This window comes from Pantoea sp. GCM10028869 (assembly GCF_042666835.1).
GTDB lineage: Bacteria > Pseudomonadota > Gammaproteobacteria > Enterobacterales > Enterobacteriaceae > Pantoea > Pantoea leporis.
Genome location: NZ_JBHTGO010000008.1, coordinates 108162 through 129143, shown reverse-complemented (window position 1 = coordinate 129143; position 20982 = coordinate 108162). Strand labels below are relative to the sequence as shown.

21 protein-coding genes are annotated in these 20982 nt (G+C 54.7%); 12 read left to right on the top strand and 9 right to left on the bottom strand.

The genetic code is table 11. From position 1 onward, the window contains the following. Positions 1-82: 82 nt before the first annotated feature. On the bottom strand, positions 83-985 hold the full coding sequence (locus ACFQW4_RS19450; protein ID WP_101762735.1) for a LysR family transcriptional regulator: 903 nt from the start codon (positions 983-985) through the stop codon (positions 83-85). Positions 986-1080: 95 nt separating this feature from the next. Between ACFQW4_RS19450 and ACFQW4_RS19445 the strand changes: the two genes are divergently transcribed. After that, on the top strand, positions 1081-1902 hold the full coding sequence (locus ACFQW4_RS19445; protein WP_217549863.1) for an SDR family oxidoreductase: 822 nt from the start codon (positions 1081-1083) through the stop codon (positions 1900-1902). 75 nt (positions 1903-1977) lie between these two features. Here the strand turns inward: ACFQW4_RS19445 and ACFQW4_RS19440 are convergent, their stop codons facing one another. From ACFQW4_RS19440 to gorA, 4 genes are all read right to left on the bottom strand, one after another. Then, a complete protein-coding gene (locus ACFQW4_RS19440) occupies positions 1978-2346 on the bottom strand; it encodes a helix-turn-helix domain-containing protein (protein WP_110867668.1) in 369 nt (122 codons plus the stop codon). 87 nt (positions 2347-2433) lie between these two features. Continuing rightward, positions 2434-2709 carry a type II toxin-antitoxin system RelE/ParE family toxin gene (locus tag ACFQW4_RS19435; RefSeq protein WP_101762732.1) on the bottom strand — a complete coding sequence of 92 codons (276 nt, stop codon included), beginning with the start codon at positions 2707-2709 and terminating at the stop codon, positions 2434-2436. 163 nt (positions 2710-2872) lie between these two features. Further along, positions 2873-3805, bottom strand: coding sequence for a nucleoside recognition domain-containing protein (locus tag ACFQW4_RS19430; protein ID WP_101762731.1), 933 nt, complete (start codon positions 3803-3805; stop codon positions 2873-2875). Between the two features lie 220 nt (positions 3806-4025). After that, positions 4026-5378, bottom strand: a complete 1353-nt coding sequence (gene gorA / locus ACFQW4_RS19425; protein WP_377726794.1) for a glutathione-disulfide reductase — start codon at positions 5376-5378, stop codon at positions 4026-4028. Positions 5379-5504: 126 nt separating this feature from the next. Between gorA and rnz the strand changes: the two genes are divergently transcribed. Next, entirely contained in the window at positions 5505-6416 is a 912-nt protein-coding gene (gene rnz / locus ACFQW4_RS19420) for a ribonuclease Z (protein WP_110867666.1), read from the top strand. Here the strand turns inward: rnz and ACFQW4_RS19415 are convergent. Continuing rightward, positions 6413-7225 carry a CPBP family intramembrane glutamic endopeptidase gene (locus ACFQW4_RS19415; protein ID WP_377726791.1) on the bottom strand — a complete coding sequence of 271 codons (813 nt, stop codon included), beginning with the start codon at positions 7223-7225 and terminating at the stop codon, positions 6413-6415. The genes rnz and ACFQW4_RS19415 overlap by 4 nt on opposite strands. Before the next feature lie 40 nt (positions 7226-7265). After that, complete coding sequence (locus tag ACFQW4_RS19410) at positions 7266-8108, bottom strand: 23S rRNA (adenine(2030)-N(6))-methyltransferase RlmJ (protein ID WP_101762727.1); 843 nt, start codon at positions 8106-8108, stop codon at positions 7266-7268. Positions 8109-8437: 329 nt separating this feature from the next. On the opposite strand from ACFQW4_RS19410, the gene ACFQW4_RS19405 reads away from it, so the two are divergent. From ACFQW4_RS19405 to rsmJ, 4 genes are all read left to right on the top strand, one after another. Continuing rightward, complete coding sequence (locus ACFQW4_RS19405) at positions 8438-8887, top strand: hypothetical protein (RefSeq protein WP_255602812.1); 450 nt, start codon at positions 8438-8440, stop codon at positions 8885-8887. Positions 8888-9014: 127 nt separating this feature from the next. Then, positions 9015-10280, top strand: a complete 1266-nt coding sequence (locus ACFQW4_RS19400) for a hypothetical protein (RefSeq protein WP_377726786.1) — start codon at positions 9015-9017, stop codon at positions 10278-10280. Positions 10281-10420: 140 nt separating this feature from the next. Next, positions 10421-12463, top strand: a complete 2043-nt coding sequence (gene prlC / locus ACFQW4_RS19395; RefSeq protein ID WP_110867662.1) for an oligopeptidase A — start codon at positions 10421-10423, stop codon at positions 12461-12463. An 8-nt stretch (positions 12464-12471) separates the two neighbouring features. Continuing rightward, entirely contained in the window at positions 12472-13221 is a 750-nt protein-coding gene (rsmJ, locus tag ACFQW4_RS19390) for a 16S rRNA (guanine(1516)-N(2))-methyltransferase RsmJ (protein WP_110867661.1), read from the top strand. A 66-nt stretch (positions 13222-13287) separates the two neighbouring features. Here the strand turns inward: rsmJ and uspA are convergent, their stop codons facing one another. Continuing rightward, positions 13288-13725, bottom strand: a complete 438-nt coding sequence (gene uspA, locus ACFQW4_RS19385; protein WP_007889892.1) for a universal stress protein UspA — start codon at positions 13723-13725, stop codon at positions 13288-13290. A gap of 418 nt (positions 13726-14143) precedes the next feature. Between uspA and uspB the strand changes: the two genes are divergently transcribed. After that, on the top strand, positions 14144-14479 hold the full coding sequence (uspB, locus tag ACFQW4_RS19380; RefSeq protein ID WP_008108136.1) for a universal stress protein UspB: 336 nt from the start codon (positions 14144-14146) through the stop codon (positions 14477-14479). 164 nt (positions 14480-14643) lie between these two features. Here the strand turns inward: uspB and pitA are convergent, their stop codons facing one another. Then, entirely contained in the window at positions 14644-16143 is a 1500-nt protein-coding gene (gene pitA / locus ACFQW4_RS19375; RefSeq protein ID WP_137386695.1) for an inorganic phosphate transporter PitA, read from the bottom strand. A 241-nt stretch (positions 16144-16384) separates the two neighbouring features. Between pitA and ACFQW4_RS19370 the strand changes: the two genes are divergently transcribed. The 5 genes from ACFQW4_RS19370 to rhmD all read left to right on the top strand — a co-directional run bounded on the left by ACFQW4_RS19370 (position 16385) and on the right by rhmD (position 20948). Further along, positions 16385-17569 carry an NAD(P)/FAD-dependent oxidoreductase gene (locus tag ACFQW4_RS19370; RefSeq protein ID WP_271461176.1) on the top strand — a complete coding sequence of 395 codons (1185 nt, stop codon included), beginning with the start codon at positions 16385-16387 and terminating at the stop codon, positions 17567-17569. Positions 17570-17620: 51 nt separating this feature from the next. Beyond that, positions 17621-17968, top strand: a complete 348-nt coding sequence (locus ACFQW4_RS19365) for a hypothetical protein (protein WP_101762721.1) — start codon at positions 17621-17623, stop codon at positions 17966-17968. Between the two features lie 267 nt (positions 17969-18235). Next, positions 18236-18772: a DUF1640 domain-containing protein gene (locus ACFQW4_RS19360; protein WP_101762720.1), complete on the top strand. Its 537-nt coding sequence runs from the start codon at positions 18236-18238 to the stop codon at positions 18770-18772. A 177-nt stretch (positions 18773-18949) separates the two neighbouring features. Then, on the top strand, positions 18950-19732 hold the full coding sequence (locus ACFQW4_RS19355; RefSeq protein WP_101762719.1) for an IclR family transcriptional regulator: 783 nt from the start codon (positions 18950-18952) through the stop codon (positions 19730-19732). Positions 19733-19745: 13 nt separating this feature from the next. Next, positions 19746-20948: an L-rhamnonate dehydratase gene (rhmD, locus tag ACFQW4_RS19350; protein WP_192414775.1), complete on the top strand. Its 1203-nt coding sequence runs from the start codon at positions 19746-19748 to the stop codon at positions 20946-20948. The last annotated feature ends 34 nt before the right edge of the window (positions 20949-20982 follow it).

Here is a 20982-nt window from a genome sequence, read left to right as displayed (position 1 = left end):
TGTGGCGACAGGTTACGCCGCCGGGCATCAAAGGATCAACGCCATTGCCAAAGGTTTTAAGACAAAAGCCGTGCTGCTCGCCTCACGCATGACGTGGCAGGCCGACTTTCAGCGCATCGATAAACAGCCGTAGCGCCATGGATTGATGCCGGTTGGGCGGGAACCACAGCGCAATCCCCGCCGATTGCACCCGCCAATCGGCCAGCAGCTCCACCAACTGGCCGCTGCGCATCTCCTTCTCGACATACAGCGACGGCACATAAGCAATGCCTAAACCGGCGAGAGCGGCCTGCGCCATCAGCGCGTTGCTGTCCAAAGTCAGCGTGCCTGGCACGTCAATCTCCTGCTTTTCTTCCGCCTGCGCATATTCCCACTGATAACGTTTTCCGCTCGGTAAGCGCTGGCGAATGCACTGTTGCTGTAGCAGATCGCGCGGATGATTAACCGCCGCGTTTCTCGCCAGATAAGCGGGCGCGGCGACGGTGACAAACGTCAGCGGGCCGCCAAGCGGAACGGCCACCATATCCTGCGGCACATCCTCAATCAGCCGAATGCCGGCATCAAAACCGGCGGCGGTGATATCCACCAACGCACCTTGCGCGGCGAAATCGAGCTGGATATCGGGATAGCGCGCGCTAAAGTCCGCCACCACGTGCTCCAGCAGCAAAGCGATCGCGGCATCGCTGGCGCTGATGCGCAGCGTGCCGTAATGCTGATGGCGGCTGGCGGAGATGTCGTGCAGCACATCATCCATCTGGTTCAGCAGCGGCGACAGTCGATCCAGCAGTTGCTGCCCGGCATCGGTGAGCGACACGCTACGTGTGGTGCGTTGAAACAGCTGTACGCCCAGATTGTGCTCCAGCGTTTTCACCAGATGGCTGAGTGACGAGCGCTTGAGGCCGAGCATTTCAGCGGCACGACGAAAGCTGCGCTGCTCGCCCAGCGTTTTGATGGCCTGCAGTTCGTGCCAGGAAGGACGTCTCATTGGTGGCTTTTCCTCACTGGGTCATGCGCGATTAGGTGGATTATCTCCACCAGTAAAGCGATCTACCATCAGGTTTTCAATATGAGGAGCACAAGATGAAAACCTGGTTGATCACCGGCGCCAGCAGCGGGCTGGGCCGATTGATGAGTGAACGTTTACTGGCGCGTGGCGATCGCGTAGTAGCGACGGTGCGGCGTGAACAGGTGATGGCCGATCTGCAGCAAACCTATGGCGAACGGCTGCAGGTTATTACGCTCGATCTGGCGCACACCGCCAGCATCGCGCCCACCATTAAACGCGCCTTTGCCGCCATCGATCGCATTGATGTGGTGGTGAGCAATGCCGCTTACGGCCTGTTCGGCGCAGCTGAAGAGTTGAGCGATGCGCAGATTGATCGGCAGATCGCCACCAATCTTACCGGCTCAATCCAGCTGATTCGCGCGGTGATCCCGTTCCTGCGCCAGCAAGGCGGCGGGCGCATCGCACAGGTTTCTTCGGAAGGCGGCCAGGTTGCTTATCCCAATTTCAGCCTGTATCACGCCACGAAATGGGGGATTGAGGGATTTGTCGAGGCGGTACGCCAGGAAGTCGCCAGTTTCGGTATCGATTTCCTGCTGGTCGAGCCGGGCCCCACCGCAACCCATTTTGGCGCCGGGCTGGACGTGGCAGATGCGCTAGAAGTTTATCGTGAAAACGCTGCAGGCCAGCTGCGCCAGGCAATTCTTTCAGGCGATTTCACCATTGCTGGCGATGCCGGGAAATGCGTCACGGCGATGATCGCCACGCTGGATCAGGCCAGCATGCCGCTGCGTTTAGCGCTTGGCAGTACGGCGTATCAGAACATCGAAGCTGCGCTGGAAGGGCGGTTGGCGGAGCTGCGCGGGCAACGGGATGTGGCATTCGGCGCGGATGTGTAATCGTATAATTTAAAAATCACGCGAGTGCCATGCAGAACGCGTGGCACAAAAAAGCCGGGAAGACCGGCTTTTTGTTTAATCATCGGTAAGTTGTTCTGGCATGCACTCGTAAAGCTCAGCGAGCTTGGCGAGATTAAAATCACGCGGTTTTTCGCTTTTTTCCATCGCAGAGACAGACGCTTGCGTGATGCCAAGCGCTTCAGCAACCTGCTTTTGGGTCAGTTTACGATAGATGCGCCAAGCGGCGTGAAGAGTGACACCCTTATTAATGGCGATGTCTACGACGTCACCTGGAATCAAGGCGTCATCATTAATACCGGATTCGTAAGGGATTGATTCCCATAGTTCAGTGAAATCAGCATGTTGAGTCATTTTTTCGAACAGCTCGATGGGAACAATTGCCGCTTTGCGGTTGCCAGCACTGTCAGTGATGAATTCGATCATAGGATGTATGTTCCAGTATTCAGCGTTATCAGTTTTTTGAAAACGAGTTGAGAATCTGTGAATTAAGGCAGCAAATCTCTACCTTGATTATTTATATGTTCCGCTGGTACGTCTCATTACCTGCTGAATAGCGATGATTTTCGGTTCCTCGCCTTTGTTATAGTCGAACAAAACACGATAATTTCCCCATCTAAGCCGATAGTCAGCCTGACCATTTTTCAAAGACTTAACATCCAGATTGGGCGGAACAAGCGGAAACTTTTTTAACTCATTCACTTGCTCATTCAGCTTCTTCCTTTCGTTAGCGTCTGCAATGGCTCGCATCTGCTTCAGAGCAGCTTTGCGCCAATGTAGCTCTGGCATTCCCTTACCTCACTTGTTACAAACACTCCTCACTGGATTTAGATATTATAGATATTCTTTTCTATATCTGCAATGTATATAGATTTTTGCTGTGTTTTAGTTCTATATAATCACAAAGCAGAGGGTTTGGCGGCTATCCATCATCAACGCTTTTGAGCCATCTTCAGAATAGAATGGCGTGCACCGTCGCACGCAGCGCAATACCGAGCAGAATGCCAGGCACGGCAAAGCGGAACAGGCGCGGGAATCGGCTCGACAGGCCAAGGTAAATCCCGATGCCGGGCAGGTCAAAGGTCTGAATCAGTAATCCTGCCGAGGCGTTGATGTTGTGCGCGCTGTATAATCCTTTCTCCACCAATCCCGCCACCACGCCGTAATAGGCGGTGCCGCCCGCCAGACATTTGGTCAGCGCCGGCAGAATATAGACTTCGGAAATATTCAGCTTATCCAGCAGTGGCGACACCAGACGCGTCAGCATTTCAATCCCGCCCGCTTCTTTCAACATGCCAACCACCGATAATGAAATAATCAGCATCGGCAGCGAACCCAGCGCCAGACGAATCGCATCGGATCCGGCGCTATTAATGATGCCAATCAGCCCCATTTTATTTTCGCTATTGGTAACGGCCTCATCTTCATTTAATAGCGCCGCATCGGAAAGTTTGCGGCCAAACAGGTGATAGGTTGCCGCCGCCGCTAATACACCGCCGCAGATCGAAATAATTAGCGCTGTGCTCCAGTGTAATCCCGCCGGAATCAGGGGATAAAAGGTGCTGGCCTGGCCCATCGCAAACAGCATCGCCAGCGTGGCCGCCATATGACGATCGGACGTACCGCGCTTTTCCATGATGGCCAGCGCCGCCAGCGGGGCCGCGAAGCTGACGAAATTAAGTTGAATCATGGCAAAAAATGCCAGCCCGGTAATACCGAAGGGTTTTAATAACGGTGTGGCATGACGTACAACAAAATCCAGTACGCCTTTGACCTCCAGATATTTCATGATGAATAACATCACCACCATAATCGGAATCAATGTGTAGAGCGCCACGTCTACCGAGGCTTTGCCTGCGGACATAATGATATCAATAATATTCATGCCCGATTCCGACCTTTTCTCACACCGTTCTCCCCGTAAAAATAAATAAGCTGGCAATGCCATGAAGTTTGCGGTGCGCATTAATGCTCACCCTGCAGCAAAGAAATAAATCTTATCCTGTGCGTGGATTATTGAGTAGTGAAGAAAAAGGTATATAAATTGCAGCCATAAAAAAACCAGCCATATTAAACGGCTGGTTTTCCAATTCCGGCGGGAAATATTAACGCATCGTCACAAACTCTTCCGCCGCCGTTGGGTGAATCGCTACGGTGTTATCGAAGTCTTGCTTGGTTGCGCCCATTTTCAGCGCCACCGCGAAGCCTTGCAGCATCTCATCCATACCGTTACCGATACCGTGAATGCCGACAATCTTCTCCTCCGGGCCAACGCACACCAGCTTCATACGGCACGGCTGGCGATGCTGGGTAACGGCGGTATACATCGCGGTGAAAGAAGATTTATATACTTTCACCTGATCGTCGCCGTACTGTTCGCGCGCCTGCGGTTCGGTCAGGCCCACGGTGCCAATCGGCGGATGGCTGAACACCACGGTCGGCACGTTGCTGTAATCCAGATGCTCGTCCGGTTTGTTGTTGAACAGGCGCTCGGAAAGACGACGACCTGCCGCCACGGCCACCGGCGTCAGTTCCACCGCGCCGGTGTTGTCACCTACCGCGTAGATGCCTTTCACGCTGGTGTTCTGGAACTTATCGACGTTGATGTAACCTTTGTCGTTCAGCGCCACGCCGGTTGCTGTCAGGTTGAGGTTGTCGGTCGCCGGCTCACGGCCAATCGCCCACACCAGGCAATCCACGGTTTGCTCGTGGCCGCTTTCCAGCTGCAGCGTCAGGCTGCCGTCGGCGTTTTTAATCACGGCTTTTGGAATCGATTCGGTGTGCAGCGTTGGGCCTTCGGCCTGCATCACTTCAACCAGCGTATCGACGATCAGCGGATCGAAGCTGCGCAGTGGCGCATGCTTACGCACGAAGAGATGGGTTTCCGCGCCCAGCGCATTGACCACGCCCGCCAGCTCAACCGCGATGTAACCCGCGCCCACGACCGCCACGCGTTTTGGCAGCACATCGAGTTCGAAGAAACCGTCAGAATCGATACCGTATTCCGCGCCCGGCACCTTTGGATGGCTTGGACGCCCGCCGGTGGCGATCAGAATATGATCGGCTGTGAGTGTTTCACCGTTCACTTCCACGGTGTTGGCATCGATAAAGCGCGCGAAACCTTTGATCACCTCAACCTTGTTTTTACCTAGCACGTTGTCGTACGAGCTGTGAATGCGGTCGATGTAGGCGCTGCGGTTTTTCACCAGAATTGACCAGTCAAACCGGTTTACCGTGGTATCAAAGCCATAATCTGGCCCATAAAGATGAATAGCTTCAGCGATTTGCGCCGCATGCCACATAACCTTTTTCGGTACGCAGCCGACGTTGACACAGGTGCCGCCCAGCTCTTTGGCTTCAATCAGCGCGCACTTCTGGCCATGCATCGCAGCACGGTTAATCGAGGCGATACCGCCGCTGCCGCCGCCGATGGCGAGGTAGTCAAAATGTCTGGTCATCCGTTATGTCCGTCTGTTGGAAGAAAATTGGCATAGAGTTTAACGCCAGGATGATTATTGACGCAAAGATTGCACCTATGATTGTAATAGCATTGATTTTTATGTCCGATTACAGGGAAGCATAGCATGCAACTGACATTCCTCGGCACCGGCGGCGGTGCGCCCAGCCTGCAACGTAACGTCACGGCGATAGCGCTGACGCTATCGAAACGTGGCGACACCTGGCTGTTTGACTGCGGCGAGGCGACGCAGCATCAATACATGCGCTCTGCGCTAAAGCCGGGCAAGCTGGAGAAAATCTTTATCACCCATCTGCACGGCGACCACATCTTTGGGCTGCCGGGTTTGCTCACCAGCCGCTCCATGGCCGGCATCCCCGAACCGATGACCATTTACGGGCCGAAAGGTATTCGCCAGTTTATCGAGACGGCGCTCAGTTTGAGTGGCTCGTACACCTCTTATCCGCTGGAGATTATCGAGATCGAAGCCGGTTTAGTGCTGGATGACGGCGAAGTGCGCGTGACGGCCTGGCCGATGAATCATGTGATTGAGTGTTATGGCTATCGCATCGAGCAGCACGATAAACCGGGCTTCCTTGATGCGCCGCGTCTTAAAGCGGAAGGCGTACCGCGCGGGCCGTGGTATCAGGATTTGAAAGCGGGTAAGCGCATCCAGCTGGAAGATGGTCGCGAGATCAACGGTGCGGATTATCTTGGCCCGGCTACCAAAGGCAAAGTGCTGGCGATATTTGGCGATACCGCGCCCACCGACGTGGCGCTCCAGCTGGCGGCTAATGCCGATGTGATGGTGCATGAAACCACGCTGGAGGCGGCGCTGCAGGAGAAAGCCAATGGACGCGGCCACTCAACCACCATTCAGGCTGCGGAAGTGGCGAAACAGTCGGGGGCGAAGCGCATGATCGCCACGCATTTCAGCTCGCGCTATTTGTCTAAGGATCGGGAAAAACTGTTGGCGGAGTGCCAGTCGGTGTTTGCGGCGACCGAGCTGGCACATGATTTCGCGGTGTTCGAGGTTTAGTGCTGTAGCGCCGGATAGGTGAAGAACAGCAGATGCGTCATGTTGAACAGGAAATGGATGCCGGTGGCGACCCACAGGCGTCCGCTCCACTGCCACGCCAGGCCGTAAATCAATCCGGCGAGCGTGGCGAAGATCATCAGCAGCGGTCCGCCAGGGAAATGCGCCAGACCAAACAGCAGCGACGTCAGCAACAGGGCCGCCACGGCACCAATGTGCTGGCGCAGACGCTGTTGCAGATAGCCACGAAAGAACGCTTCTTCTGCAAGTGACACGAAGAACAGGTTCGCCAGCATAAAACTGCCCAACCATTCCGGCCAGTGGGGTTCAACGGCCAGGCAACGCAACTGCACCGCGACATACAGCAGCAGCGGAATCGCCGCCAGCAGCGCCAGCCACAAAATTTTAAGTCGCGGCGGCGCGGATTGGGTGCGGAACAGCTGCGGCAAGCAGACGAGCAGCACAAACGGAATCAGCGCTTTATCGAAGTTGTACGAGAAACTAAAGGGCAGGCTGAGCGGCCCGGCCTGCACATCTTCCACCTGGCGCGGATTTTTGAAGCCCGGGAAAAAGTGTACAAACAGGCCGATGGCAATGGCAACCAGCGCGACTTCACTCACCCACTGAATCCAGCGCGCGTTATTTTCCACGCGAATCCAGGCGATGACGGCAATGGCGCCGAGCAGCACCATCGCCGGCCAATCCAGCACATCCTGGAACAGCCCAAGAATGGTGGCGAGCGTGAGCAGCAGTACCGAAAAACGTTTGGCGGGCGACAGCATAGCAAGCGCGCCAGCCAGAATGATCCACATGATAATAGTCCTAATAGGCTGGCGACGCGGTAAGGCGAATTTATTCTGGCACGATCTGCGTGACGCTGAAGTGACCGGTTCCGGCTGGCACCAGCTTCTGATGCAGCCACGGCAGCAGCTCTTCCATCTGCGCTTTCAGCTTCCACGGCGGGTTAATCACGATCATGCCGGAAGCCGTCATGCCGCGCTGATCGCTGTCTGGACGCACCGCCAGTTCAATCTGCAGAATGTTGCGGATATTGGTGGCCTGCAGATCTTTAACCATGTGTTTGATCTGCTGACGCATCACCACCGGATACCACAGCGCAAACACGCCGGTGGCGAAACGCTTGTGACCTTCCTGAATGCCTTTCACCACATCCTGATAATCGCTTTTCAACTCATATGGCGGATCGATCAGAATCAGGCCGCGGCGGCTCAGCGGCGGCAGCTTGGCTTTCAGCTGCTGGTAGCCATCACCACGCGCCACGCGCGCGCGGGAATCTTTGCTGAACTCGGTGCGCAGCAGCGGGTAATCGCTGGAGTGCAGCTCGGTCAGCTCCATTTTGTCCTCTTCACGCAGCAGGAAGCGGGCAATCAACGGCGAACCAGGATAGTACTTTAAGGTGCCGTGCGGATTGAGATTACGCACCGCCGAAAGATACGGCTTGAGCAACTCAGGTACATCCGGCTGCTGCCAGATGCGGCCGATGCCTTCCAGATATTCACCGGTACGCTCGGCGTGCTCTCCGCTCAGCAGGTAACGTCCGGCACCGGCGTGGGTATCCAGATAGAGGAAAGGTTTTTCCTTCTCCATCAGAGCGGTGAGGATCAGGCTTTCAACGGTGTGTTTCAGCACGTCGGCATGGTTGCCGGCATGAAAACTGTGGCGATAACTCAGCATAAAAAAAGGGGGTCCGCGGTTGCATCAAAGGGAGTGAAAACATCGTGTGTGGCGCGATTATAGCCGCGCTGCATAAAAATTGCTGACGTTTTGGCTGCCGCTTAAGTTTTGCGCCAATGCGCCGCTATAGCCGGTTGCGATCAGACTTCTTATCGGTAATTTGCTACGAAATGACGTGATACTCGAAATTTCATCGCGGATTAAGTAAGTTAGTTTCCGATAACGAAGCGGTCATGAGCGAAATGCCAGGTGGTTCTGGCAGGAAACTTTCCGGTGAAGACCGTATAATTTTTTGCTTAAAGCATCTCAAACAACTCCTGGTGACAATAATGAAAAAAATGACTGGTGTCGCGGTGGCAAGCCTGTTGGTACTGACTGGCTGCGCGAAACAACAACCCGTTCATAGTTTAGTAACGCCGCCGACTGCGGACGAACAATCCGCCGCGCAAACCGCGCCAGAGCAGCAAGGTACGCCATTTGTGGCTTCAGCGCCGGCGCAACCCGCGACGGCTTCACTCAGTGACGACCGTTCCAGCAACATTCAGCAGTGCCGTAAAGAGCTCGACGCGATGCGTCTGTATAGCCAAGCGTCATATGATAGCTATCAAGCCGAATTCCAGAAAATCGGTGCCCAGACCAATAAATATCTGCAAATTAAAGATTCGATTGGCGCGGATATTAACGACTTAGTGATGCCGCGTTATCAATTCCAGATTCGTGAATTGTGCTTCCGTATTAAGACACGTCTGTCACAGTTAATTATTCGTCAGGCCGGTTAAACCATAACTATTTAACTGCATTCGCTAAGTAGCAGCGCGAAATTTCGCGCTGAGGATGGGCTTCATCTCTATTTTATTAATAGAGATGAAGCCTTTTGTGTTCTTAAGGCTGTTACAGGAGATTGTGATGACACAGCGTCATCTGCCGTTTGTCTTTATTATCATCGCATTGTTCTTCCCTGCTCTGGCCTGCGCGGCCGCTGAAGATGATGTATTGCAAGCGTTTGGCGATGCAGCCCGCACGTTGCCTCCTGTTCCAGTGCAAAAGCCAAAACCTCAGCTAAAACCGGTAGCGCCAAAATTAGCTGAGAAACCTGCCGTAAAATCGAAAACGCCGGAGCAGTTTTACCAGCTGCGTGCGCAAATAAGCGAGCTGGAAAAACAGAAAGCCGCACTGCAACTAAAGAATGAACAGCATGAAAAAGCGCTGAAAGAACAGCAGGCGAACAGTGATAACAAACGGGCGGCGCTGGATGAAGAAAAACAGCAGCAAACACTAAATACCATCCGGCTGACTCAAGAGCTCAAAGCCGCACAGCAGCAAACGACGGATGCAACCGCGCTACGTAAGCAACTTACCGCAGCGCAGGCTGCTGCTAAGCGCGATCAGGATGCGCTAAAAACTCAGCTGGCCGAAAGTGAAAAAATGTCGCAGGCACTACAAAAACAACAATCTGAGAGTGAGAAAAAGCTCGCGTCACTGAATGAAGTAAAAGTGATGCAGCAGCAAAACATAGTGAAACTCACCGCTGAACTGGAGGCTGCGAAAAAGCAGCCAGCAGCAGTGGTTGCAGCCGCAGAACCCAAAACCGATGCTGAGCGCGATGGCTATATGCTGGGGCAATCGATCGCCAGCAATGCGGTCGTTCAACTACAGATGGTAAAAGATACCGGTCTCACCATCAGCATTGATCAGTTGATCGCGGGATTCAGCACGCAGTTACAAACCGGCACTTCGGTAATGAATAGTGAAGAGATGTCACGGCGATATGCTGCGATGCAGGAGACGATCAATAAAAAGATGGGATCGCTGATTGAGAAGGGCTATGACCAGCTCAACAAACATTTAGAACAGCGCAAAGCGTTAGTGACGCAAAATGGTGTGCGTTGGTTTGCCGTAAAAACAGCCAAAGCTAAGCTTATTCCTGACCAGCAAGTGGAAGTCAGCGTGAAAGTCAGTACCTTAGGCGGCAAAGTGATTAACGATTTTGCTGATGACAAAGTGCCGTTTGATAACAATCTGCCTCCCATGTTGTATGAAGGGATGTCGTTAACGGGAGCCGGCGGCGCAGTAGAAGGCTGGGCACTGGCAAAAGATATCATCGAACGCGAACCGCTGCCGCCGTGGGTGGCGCCCTACGATGTGATTCACTACCAACTCGCGATTAAATAATCTTCAGCCCGCCTTCTGGCGGGCTTTTCTTCATGGGTACAGGCTCAGTGGCATTGATTTTCCTGTCATCAAGCCGCATGTTAGTAAAATGCGTCGCGCGAGCATTCGCGCCACTACTTCATCATGAAAGGACTGCGCTTATGACCAATCCGTTACTCACGCCTTTTTCGCTGCCCCCGTTTTCTGCTATCAAACCTGAACATGTGGTTCCTGCGGTTACCGAAGCGCTGAACGACTGTCGCGCAGCGGTAGAGCGCGTTGTGGCGCAAGGCGCGCCTTACACCTGGGAAAATCTGGTGCAGCCGTTGGCTGAAGTTGACGATCGCTTAGGTCGCCTGTTCTCGCCGGTCAGCCATCTGAACTCGGTGAAAAACAGCCCGGAACTGCGCGAAGCTTACGAGCAAACGCTGCCGCTGCTGTCCGAATACAGCACCTGGGTCGGCCAGAATGAAGGTTTGTATCAGGCCTATCGCAACCTGAAAGAGGGCGATAGCTACGCGGCGCTGGATACCGCGCAGAAGAAAGCGGTGGATAACAGCCTGCGTGATTTCGAGCTGTCCGGTATTGGCCTCGATAAAGAGAAGCAAAAGCGCTACGGCGAAATCGCGGCACGTCTTTCTGAACTGGGTTCGACCTACAGCAACAACGTGCTCGACGCCACCATGGGCTGGAGCAAGCTGGTGACCGATGAAGCGGAGCTGGCGGGTATGCCGGAAAGCGCGCTGGCCGCCGCCAAAGCGCAGGCCGAAGCCAAAGAGCAACAAGGCTGGCTTCTGACGCTGGATATCCCAAGTTATTTGCCGGTCATGACTTACTGCGACAACGCTGCGCTGCGTGAAGAGCTGTACCGCGCGTATTCAACGCGTGCTTCCGAACAGGGCCCGAATGCCGGCAAATGGGACAACGGTCCGGTGATGGCGGAAGAGCTGGCGCTGCGTCATGAACTGGCTCAGCTGCTGGGCTTCGACTCTTACGCCGACAAATCGCTGGCAACCAAAATGGCGGAAAATCCGGCGCAGGTCATCGACTTCCTGACCGATCTGGCGAAACGCGCCCGTCCGCAGGGTGAAAAAGAGCTGGCTCAGCTGCGCGCCTTCGCGAAGAAAGAGTACGGCGTCGACGAGATGAATCCGTGGGATCTGACGTATTACGGCGAGAAACAGAAACAGCATCTCTACACCATCAGCGACGAGCAGCTGCGTCCGTACTTCCCGGAAGCGCGCGCGGTAAGTGGTCTGTTCGAGGTGGTTAAACGCATTTACGGCATCACCGCTAAAGAGCGTAAAGACGTCGATGTTTACCATCCAGACGTGCGCTTCTTCGACCTGTTCGACGAAAGCGGTGAACTGCGCGGCAGCTTCTACCTCGATCTCTACGCACGTGAACACAAGCGTGGCGGTGCGTGGATGGACGATTGCGTCGGCCAGATGCGTAAAGCCGACGGCAGTCTGCAGAAGCCGGTGGCCTATCTCACCTGCAACTTTAACCGTCCGCTGCAGGGCAAACCGGCGCTGTTCACGCACGATGAAGTGATCACGCTGTTCCATGAATTCGGTCACGGTCTGCATCACATGCTGACGCGCATCGAAACGCCGGGCGTGTCTGGCATCAGCGGTGTGCCGTGGGATGCCGTCGAGCTCCCGAGCCAGTTTATGGAAAACTGGTGCTGGGAGCCGGAAGCGCTGGCGTTTATCTCCGGCCACTACGAAACCGGTGAACCGCTGCCGAAGGAACTGCTGGATAAAATGCTGGCGGCGAAAAATTATCAGGCGGCGCTATTTATTCTGCGTCAGCTGGAGTTCGGCCTGTTCGATTTCCGTCTGCATACCGAGTTCGATCCCGCCCAAGGTGCGCGCATCCTCGAAACCCTGCGTGAAGTGAAGAAGCAGGTTGCCGTGGTGCCAAGCCCGGAATGGGGCCGTTTCCCGCACGCCTTCAGCCACGTCTTTGCTGGCGGATATGCGGCTGGTTACTACAGCTATCTGTGGGCCGACGTGTTGGCTGCCGATGCCTATTCGCGCTTCGAAGAAGAGGGCATTTTCAACCGTCAGACTGGTCAGTCGTTCCTCGACAACATCCTGACGCGTGGCGGTTCCGAAGAGCCCATGGAGCTGTTCAAACGCTTCCGTGGTCGTGAACCGCAGCTCGATGCGATGCTGGAACACTACGGAATTCAGGGATAAGCCGGCTTGTGAAAATTGGTTTAATCGATGAAACGGGCGCCGGAGACGGCGCCTTATTACATTTAGCCGAGCGCTGGGGTTTGCAGCAGGACGAACAGGCGACGATGGCGCTGGTGTTAACCGCAGAGCATCTTGAGCTGCGTAAACTGGATGAGCCGAAACTCGGCGGCATCTTCGTGGATTTCGTCTCGGGCGCGATGGCGCATCGGCGTAAGTTTGGCGGCGGTCGCGGCGAAGCGGTGGCAAAAGCGGTCGGCATCAAAAGCGGTTATCTGCCAGACGTGGTTGATGCAACGGCCGGTTTGGGGCGCGATGCGTTTGTGCTGGCGGCGCTGGGCTGTCGCGTGCGCATGCTGGAGCGCCATCCGGTGGTGGCGGCCTTGCTGGACGATGGTTTGCGTCGCGGTTATCAGGATGCGGAGATTGGCGGCTGGCTGCGCGATCGGCTGACGTTGCTGCACGCTGTTAGCCAGCAAGCGCTGAGCGATATCACGCCCGCGCCGGATGTGGTCTATCTCGATCCGATGTATCCGCATCGCCAGAAAAGCGCGATGGTGAAGAAAGAGATGCGGGTGTTTCAGTCGTTGGTCGGTGCGGATGATGATGCTGATGCGTTGCTGGAACCGGCGCGCCGTCTGGCGAAGAAGCGCATTGTGGTGAAGCGTCCGGATTACGCGCCGCCGTTAGCGGGCGTGGTGACGCAGGATGCGGTGGTGACCAAAAGCCATCGTTTTGATATTTATCCGCCGCAGGGGTAATAACGCAAACAATGCGCAATACATTGCGCCGCTACAAAAAATCAGGCCGGTAACCCGGCCTGATTTTTATTCTTCGTCTTCGTCGCGTAACGGCACAATCAACATGTCGATATGCACGGTGTTAATCAACTGGCGCGCCGATGACATCAGCTTGCTCCAGAAGTCCTGATGGTGACCACACACTACCAAATCCACATCATATTTCTTAATCGCATCCACCAGCACCTGGCCAAGATCGCCGCTGCCGCTCAGGGTTTCACTGATCGGATAACCGGCGTTAATCGACAGCTCTTTCAGCGCGGTGTGCGTCTCTTCAGAAATACGCTTCTGCATGTCGCCCAGATTGACATCAATCAGCCCGGTGTAGAGGTCTGAATAGTTCACATCAACGTGGATCAGCGAGATTTTTGCATCATAAGGACGGGCCAGCGAAACGGCTTTATCAACCAGCAACTGGCTTTCCGGGGAAAGGTCTACTGCAATCAGGATGTGTTTATAAGCCATGATAAAACTCCTTTCTCAAGATTCGGGGCAATCTTCCTGCTTTCACGGTCGGCGATTCCTTTGCGCGAGACGGCGATGAAGCGCCACCAACCAACTATTTCAGCCTTGCAGGCGGTTTTTGTTATGTCCTGAGTATAGCCAGAGTTGTTAACAAATGCTGCAAGCGCAAGTTCGCTTGTGAGGAAGATCAAGCGTTATCGGCTTTTTCACTCGCCCTGAACGAAAATCATCGCTGGAAAAAAATTCAACAGATCTCCTACACTGAAAATAAGTGCCACTGCCATATGCGTTGCGCACTCAGGTTCGCATAACAACAATGCAATCGACATCATTCAATGGCTGGTTTATTTCCCGTGCGGCGTCTACAGCAATTCCCCGCTGCGTTCGACGTCGTTGCGGCTCCAGCCGGGAGGGGAACATGATCAGCACTATCGCGCTTTTTTGGGCTCTGTGTGTGGTTTGTCTGGTGAATATGGCGCGCTATTTCTCTTCTTTGCGCTCACTTTTAGCCGTTTTGCGCGGTTGCGATCCGCTGTTATATCAATACGTGGATGGTGCGGGTTTCTTCACGTCGCACGGGCAGCCGAGTAAGCAGGTGCGGCTGGTGCGCTATATCTGGGAGAAGCGCTATCACGATCATCATGACGACGAGTTCATTCGCCGCTGTGAGCGCGTGCGCGGGCAGTTTGTGCTGACCAGCGGGCTCTGCTTTTTGGTGGTGGTGAGTTTGATTGCGATGGCGATCTGGCAATAAAAAGGGCAATAAAAAGGGCGACATCGCGTCGCCCTCATACCCGTCATACTTCGAATCACAGCCGCGTTAGCTGCGCGAGTTCACCTCAGTCACTTACTTGAGTAAGCTCCTGAGGATTCACTCACTTGCCGCCTTGCTGTCATTCGAATTATTTAGGGTATCCATCAGATCAGTTTCAGTGCAATCCAGTAGAGCGAACCCGACAGCAAAATACACACCGGCAAGGTGAACACCCACGCCATAGCGATATTTTTGATGGTGCGACTCTGCAATCCACCGCCATCGACCAGCATAGTACCGGCCACCGACGACGACAGAATGTGCGTGGTAGAAACGGGCATACCGGTGTAACTGGCCACGCCAATCGATACTGCGGCCGTCACCTGCGCCGACATCCCTTGCGCATACGTCATGCCTTTCTTACCGATTTTCTCACCAATGGTGGTGGCAACACGACGCCAGCCAATCATGGTACCGATGCCGAGCGCCAGCGCCACAGCCACAATAATCCAGATCGGTGCGTACTCAACGGTGCCCAGCAAATCGCTTTTCAGCTTATTGAGGAAGCGCTTATCGTCCGCGCTGGTTTCCGGCAGCTTGGCCACTTTATCTACGGTATCGGAAACGCACAGCAGCAGGCGACGCATCTGGCTGCGTTGATCAACCGTCAGCTGATCGTAGCTCTGCAGATTGTTCAGCAGCAGCTGCGCACGATCAATAGCCTGCAGCGCACGGCTGCTGTCGCAATGGAACTCCTGCGGACCGCCAAGCGATTCATCTGGCGTTGGCACCACAGGCGGCGCCATCTGCACCATGTGCGTCAGTGATTCGTTGTGCTGCTGATAATACTGCTCCAGATGGTTTACGGCATCGCGCGTGCGGGTGATGTCATAACCCGACGCATTCAGGTTCACCACAAAACCAGCCGGCGCAACGCCGATCAGCACCAGCATAATCAGGCCAATGCCTTTCTGACCATCGTTAGCGCCGTGTGAGTAGCTCACGCCAATCGCGGAAACGATCAGGGCAATGCGCGTCCAGAACGGGGGCTTTTTCTTGCCATCAATCTTTTCACGGTCAGCAGGCGTCATGTGGATGCGTGAACGCTTGGTGGTTCCGCTCCAGTAGCGACGCAGGATAAAGATCAGACCGCCTGCAATCACCAGACCTACAATCGGCGAAAGAATCAGGGACATGAAGATATTGATGACTTTCGGCAGGTTGAGCGCGTCAACCACCGAGGTGCCGGTCATCAGGGCGTTGGTGAGACCAATACCGATGATGGCGCCAATCAATGTGTGAGAACTGGACGCCGGCAAACCCAAATACCAGGTGCCAAGGTTCCAGATAATCGCGGCAAGCAGCATGGAGAAGACCATGGCGAGTCCGTGGGCCGAACCGACATTCAACAGTAAATCGGTCGGAAGCATGTGAACGATGGCATACGCCACGCTCAATCCACCAAGCAAAACACCTAAGAAGTTGAAAACACCCGCCATGACAACCGCCAGTTGCGCCCGCATCGCACGGGTATAAATGACAGTCGCGACCGCGTTAGCAGTGTCGTGAAAACCGTTGATTGCTTCGTAAAACAATACAAACAGCAGAGCAAGAATCAGTAACAGGCTGGTACTGAGGTCGAGACCAGCAAACAGATGTAGCATAAACGTTACGCCATTTTGGGAGGACATGAACGCGGCGCATTATCTGCGACAACGTGCGCGATATGAAAGAAAAATATAGCTCTTTATTGTCTTAAAATTGTAATGCAGCGTATAGATTTAGCTGAAAACAGCTTAAAATTAGTAAGTTACATTATGACACATTTACGGCATTTTTTTGAAGCTGGCGCTAAAAGCCGCAAATCCCTACAATCAGCGCCTTTCGGGCAAGGCGGATAAAGCAGTGGAAAAGTTTGACGTTATCATTATTGGTGCAGGCGCAGCCGGCATGTTCTGCGCGGCGCAGGCGGGGCAATTGGGTCGCCGCGTATTGCTGCTGGATAACGGCAAAAAAGCCGGTCGCAAGATTTTGATGTCGGGCGGCGGTCGCTGCAACTTCACCAACATGCACACCGAACCGGCGGCGTATCTGTCGCATAATCCGCATTTCTGCAAATCGGCGCTGGCGCGCTACAACCAGTGGGATTTCATCGATCTGGTCAATCGCCACGGCATTGCGTATCACGAGAAAACGCTCGGGCAATTATTCTGCGATGACTCCGCACAGCAGATTGTCGATCTGCTGTTGAAAGAGTGTGATGCCGGGCAGGTGACGCTGCGCCTGCGCAGTGAAGTGCTGAGCGTTGAGCGCGACGATAACGGTTATACCTTGCAGCTGAACGGCACATCGGTGCAGGCAGAAAAACTGGTGATCGCCAGCGGCGGGCTCTCGATGCCAGGCCTCGGCGCCACGCCGTTTGGCTACAAAGTGGCGGAACAGTTCGGCCTGAAAGTGTTCCCGACGCGCGCGGCATTGGTGCCGTTCACGCTGCATAAACCGCTGCTGGAACAGCTCAACACGCTGTCGGGCGTCGCGCTGCCCACCACCATCACCTCGCAGGACGGCACCTTATTTAAAGAAGCGATGCTGTTTACCCATCGCGGCTTATCGGGGCCCGCCGTGCTGCAAATCTCCAGCTACTGGCAGCCGGGTGAATTCGTCACCATTGATTTGTCACCTGCCACTTCGCTGGATGATTTCATTCATGTGCAGCGCGAGGCGCATCCCAATCTTAGCCTGAAAAACAGCCTGGCGAAAATTCTGCCAAAACGGTTGGTGGAAGTGCTGCAGGAGCTAAAGCAGATTCCTGACGTCACGCTGAAGCAGCTAAACAGCAAGCAGCAGGGCGAACTGGTCAGCACGCTGCATCAATGGCGCGTGCAGCCAAACGGCACCGAAGGCTATCGCACCGCCGAGGTGACGCTAGGCGGCGTCGATACCACCCAACTGTCGTCAAAAACCATGGAAGCGCGCGATGTGCCAGGTTTGTTCTTTATCGGCGAAGTGGTGGACGTTACCGGTTGGCTGGGCGGCTACAACTTCCAGTGGGCGTGGAGCTCGGCTTGGGCGTGCGCGCAGGCGCTTTAACTCTCGTCGCTATGATGGCGCATTTCCTTTCTCCAGCGGATGAACCTATTGATGTTAAAACTCAAATTTATTGTGCCGTTGCTGATCGTCATCAGTGCCGCCGTTTGGTGGCTGATGCCGCATTACAGCGATGAGGACAAAGGCTATTACATCGCCATGTTCTGTACGCTCACTCATGATGGACGCGGCAATGCTCCGCAAGATATGCAGCAGATTATTGAAGGCAGTAATTCCGATTACGCATTACAAAAGGTGCATTTCCAGCAAGCTTTGGCAGAGCATCTGCAAACGGTTTGGCAGGATTTGTCACCGCAACAGCAGCAACAAGCGCGGCAGGAAAGACTCTCCTGCCGCCGTTTGATGTCTGAGAAATTGCTACCGGGCCAGCCGGTTCAGTAATTATTGAACGGGCAGCGCAGGGATTAAAAGCTGCGCCGCCGTTTTAAGAAGCCGCTCAACACCTTCCCGTTCCCATATCGCAAAACGTTTCGCAGCAGAATCTGACGCCAATTTTGCGAGACGCTCCGCATCCGCTTGCACGTTACTTGTTGTACTAATTGATATTTTTCGCAGCGCCGCGCAAAATACACACAGTCACATGGTGCAGCAATCGCTCGCTGAGCATGATGTTGGCACGCGCCTCACATCAACTCAGGAGCTTCACGGATGACACTCGCGATGATGAACACACACAAAGCCTTTAAAGCACTGCAGTTGGCCGGCGTCAGCGACCAGCAGGCCGAAGCCATGGTCGAGATCTTTACTGAGATGCCGCAGGATAATGCGTTATCTCGTGCTGATTTAATGAAGGCCGGAGAAGGAATTACAGGGAGCATTAAAGAACTGGATGTTCGACTTACCGGCGATATCAGAGAGCTGGATATTCGGCTTACTGGTGCGATTAAAGAACTGGATAAGCGGCTGAGTGGTGCGATTAAAGAGCTGGATGACCGGCTTAGTGCTGCTATTCGAGAACTGGAGGTTCGGCTTACTAATCTGGATGTTCGACTGAGTAGTGAGATTAAAGCAGTCGATGTTCGCCTGACCAGAGTCGAAGCTCGCCTTGATCGCATAGAAAAAGACATTGAAGTTATCAAAGCCGATGTCTCTGCTTTAAAAACCGATATGCGCTGGATCAAACGTTTGCTAATGGTGATGACCACCACGATGGTCATTGCAGCGATCAAATACATTTTCTCTTAGATCTTGTGCTCCTGCGGCAGGAGTACAGTCGGCTGTACTCTCAGCGCGGCGCGATTCACATTCCCGCACACGCGCTGCCAGCAAACACGCTCAGCGCTGCGTAATTTGAAGCGGCGCACACTTATCACGAAGTAAAACTACAACACTGCGCTCCAGATCATCAGACTGGAGTCCAGCATGTTGGAAATTACGCCTGTCCCCGCGCTGACGCGCGCCATTGCGATTCTCGACTTTATTGCCCAGCACGGACCGTGCAGCGCCGCCGAGATCATTGAAACGCTGGCGCTTCCCAAAAGCAGCGCCTACCTGCTGTTCGCTGAACTGAAAAAACAGCGTCTGATCACTATCGATCGCAACAACAACTATTGCCTGTGGACGCGGCTGGTGGAGTTTGCCGGTCATGCACTGCAGCGCATGGATATCCGCGATATTGCGCGTCCACCTCTGACACGTTTAATGCAGCAGACCAATCTGCTGTGCCACCTCGGCATCCTCGAGGGTGGTCACGCCTGTTACATCCTCAAACTCGAATCCGCCGCCACCATCAGCGTGCGCTCGCACGAAGGCAAAAGCCTGTCGCTGTATCGCTCGGGCATTGGCAAGTGTCTGCTCGCCTGGCAGCAACCTGAAGAGCAGGAACGCATCATCAGCGGCCTGCGCTTTGTGGCGGTGACGCCAACCTCGCTGCGCAATGCCGACGCGCTGCGTACCGAGCTGGCACGCATTCGCCGTCAGGGCTGGAGCTTTGATAACGGTGAAGATTATCCCGATGTGCGCTGCGTCGCCGCGCCGATTTTCAATGCCCGCCAGCAGCTCGTCGCCGCCATTTCGCTGGTGGGCACCCGACTCGACATTGACGACGACAAACGCGATTACCTTGCTGGCCAGGCGATTGCCTGCGCCCGCGATATTTCCCGTCTGCTGGGCTGGCGTAGCCCGGCGGAAAAACACGCCTCGTAACCAGGAGAAGAGCATGTCCCTACCTAAAATTAAAACTGTCCGCGCCTACTTTGCCGGTGGCGCTACCGCGGATAAAGCAGCGGCTGGCGGCGATTACCACGATCAAGGTGCCAATCACTGGATTGATGACCACGTCGCCACGCCCATGAGCAAATACAAGCAGTATGAGCAGTCGCGTCAATCCTTTGGCATCAACGTGTTAGGCACGCTAATTGTCGAAGTCGAAGCCGATAACGGTCAAACCGGTTTTGCCATTACCACCGGCGGCGAAATGGGCTGCTTCATCGTGGAAAAGCATCTCAACCGCTTCCTTGAAGGACGCTGCGTCAGCGATATCAAACTGATTCACGACCAGATGATGAACGCCACCCTGTATTACGCCGGATCGGGCGGCCTGGTGATGAACACCATTTCATGTGTCGATTTGGCGCTATGGGATCTGTTCGGCAAAGTCACCGATCTGCCGGTGTACAAACTGCTGGGCGGCGCGGTACGCGATGAACTGCAGTTCTACGCCACCGGTGCGCGTCCGGACCTGGCGCAGCAGATGGGCTTTATCGGCGGCAAAATGGCGGTGCAGTGGGGACCGCACGATGGCGATGAAGGCATCCGTAAAGAGGTGGCGCGCATCGCTCACTATCGCGAAAGTTGCGGCCCGGATTTCTGGCTGATGCTTGATTGCTGGATGAGCCAGGACGTCAATTTCGCCACCAGGCTGGCCCACGCCTGCGCACCTTATAACGTCAAGTGGCTGGAAGAGTGTTTGCCGCCGCAACAGTTCGAAGGATACGCCCAGCTGAAACAGCAAGCGCCGCAGGGCATGTTGATCACCAGCGGCGAACATCACGGCACGCTGCAATCATTCCGCACGCTGGCTGAAACCGGCATCGATATTTTGCAGCCTGATGTCGGTTGGTGCGGCGGCCTGACCACGCTGGTGGAAGTGGCGGCGCTGGCGAAATCACGCGGCCAGCTGGTGGTGCCGCACGGCTCCTCGGTTTACTCGCATCACGCGGTGATCACCTTCACCAACAGCCCATTCAGTGAATTCCTGATGACCAGCCCGGATTGCAGCACGCTGCGCCCGCAGTTTGATCCGCTGCTGATCAACGAACCGGTACCGGTTAACGGCCGCATGCACAAATCGGTGCTGGATAAACCGGGCTTCGGCGTGGAGCTGAATCGCGATGGACTGAAGCGTCCTTATCAACACTAATCGCAGCGGCTGCGGCGACGCGTCGCAGCCCTGC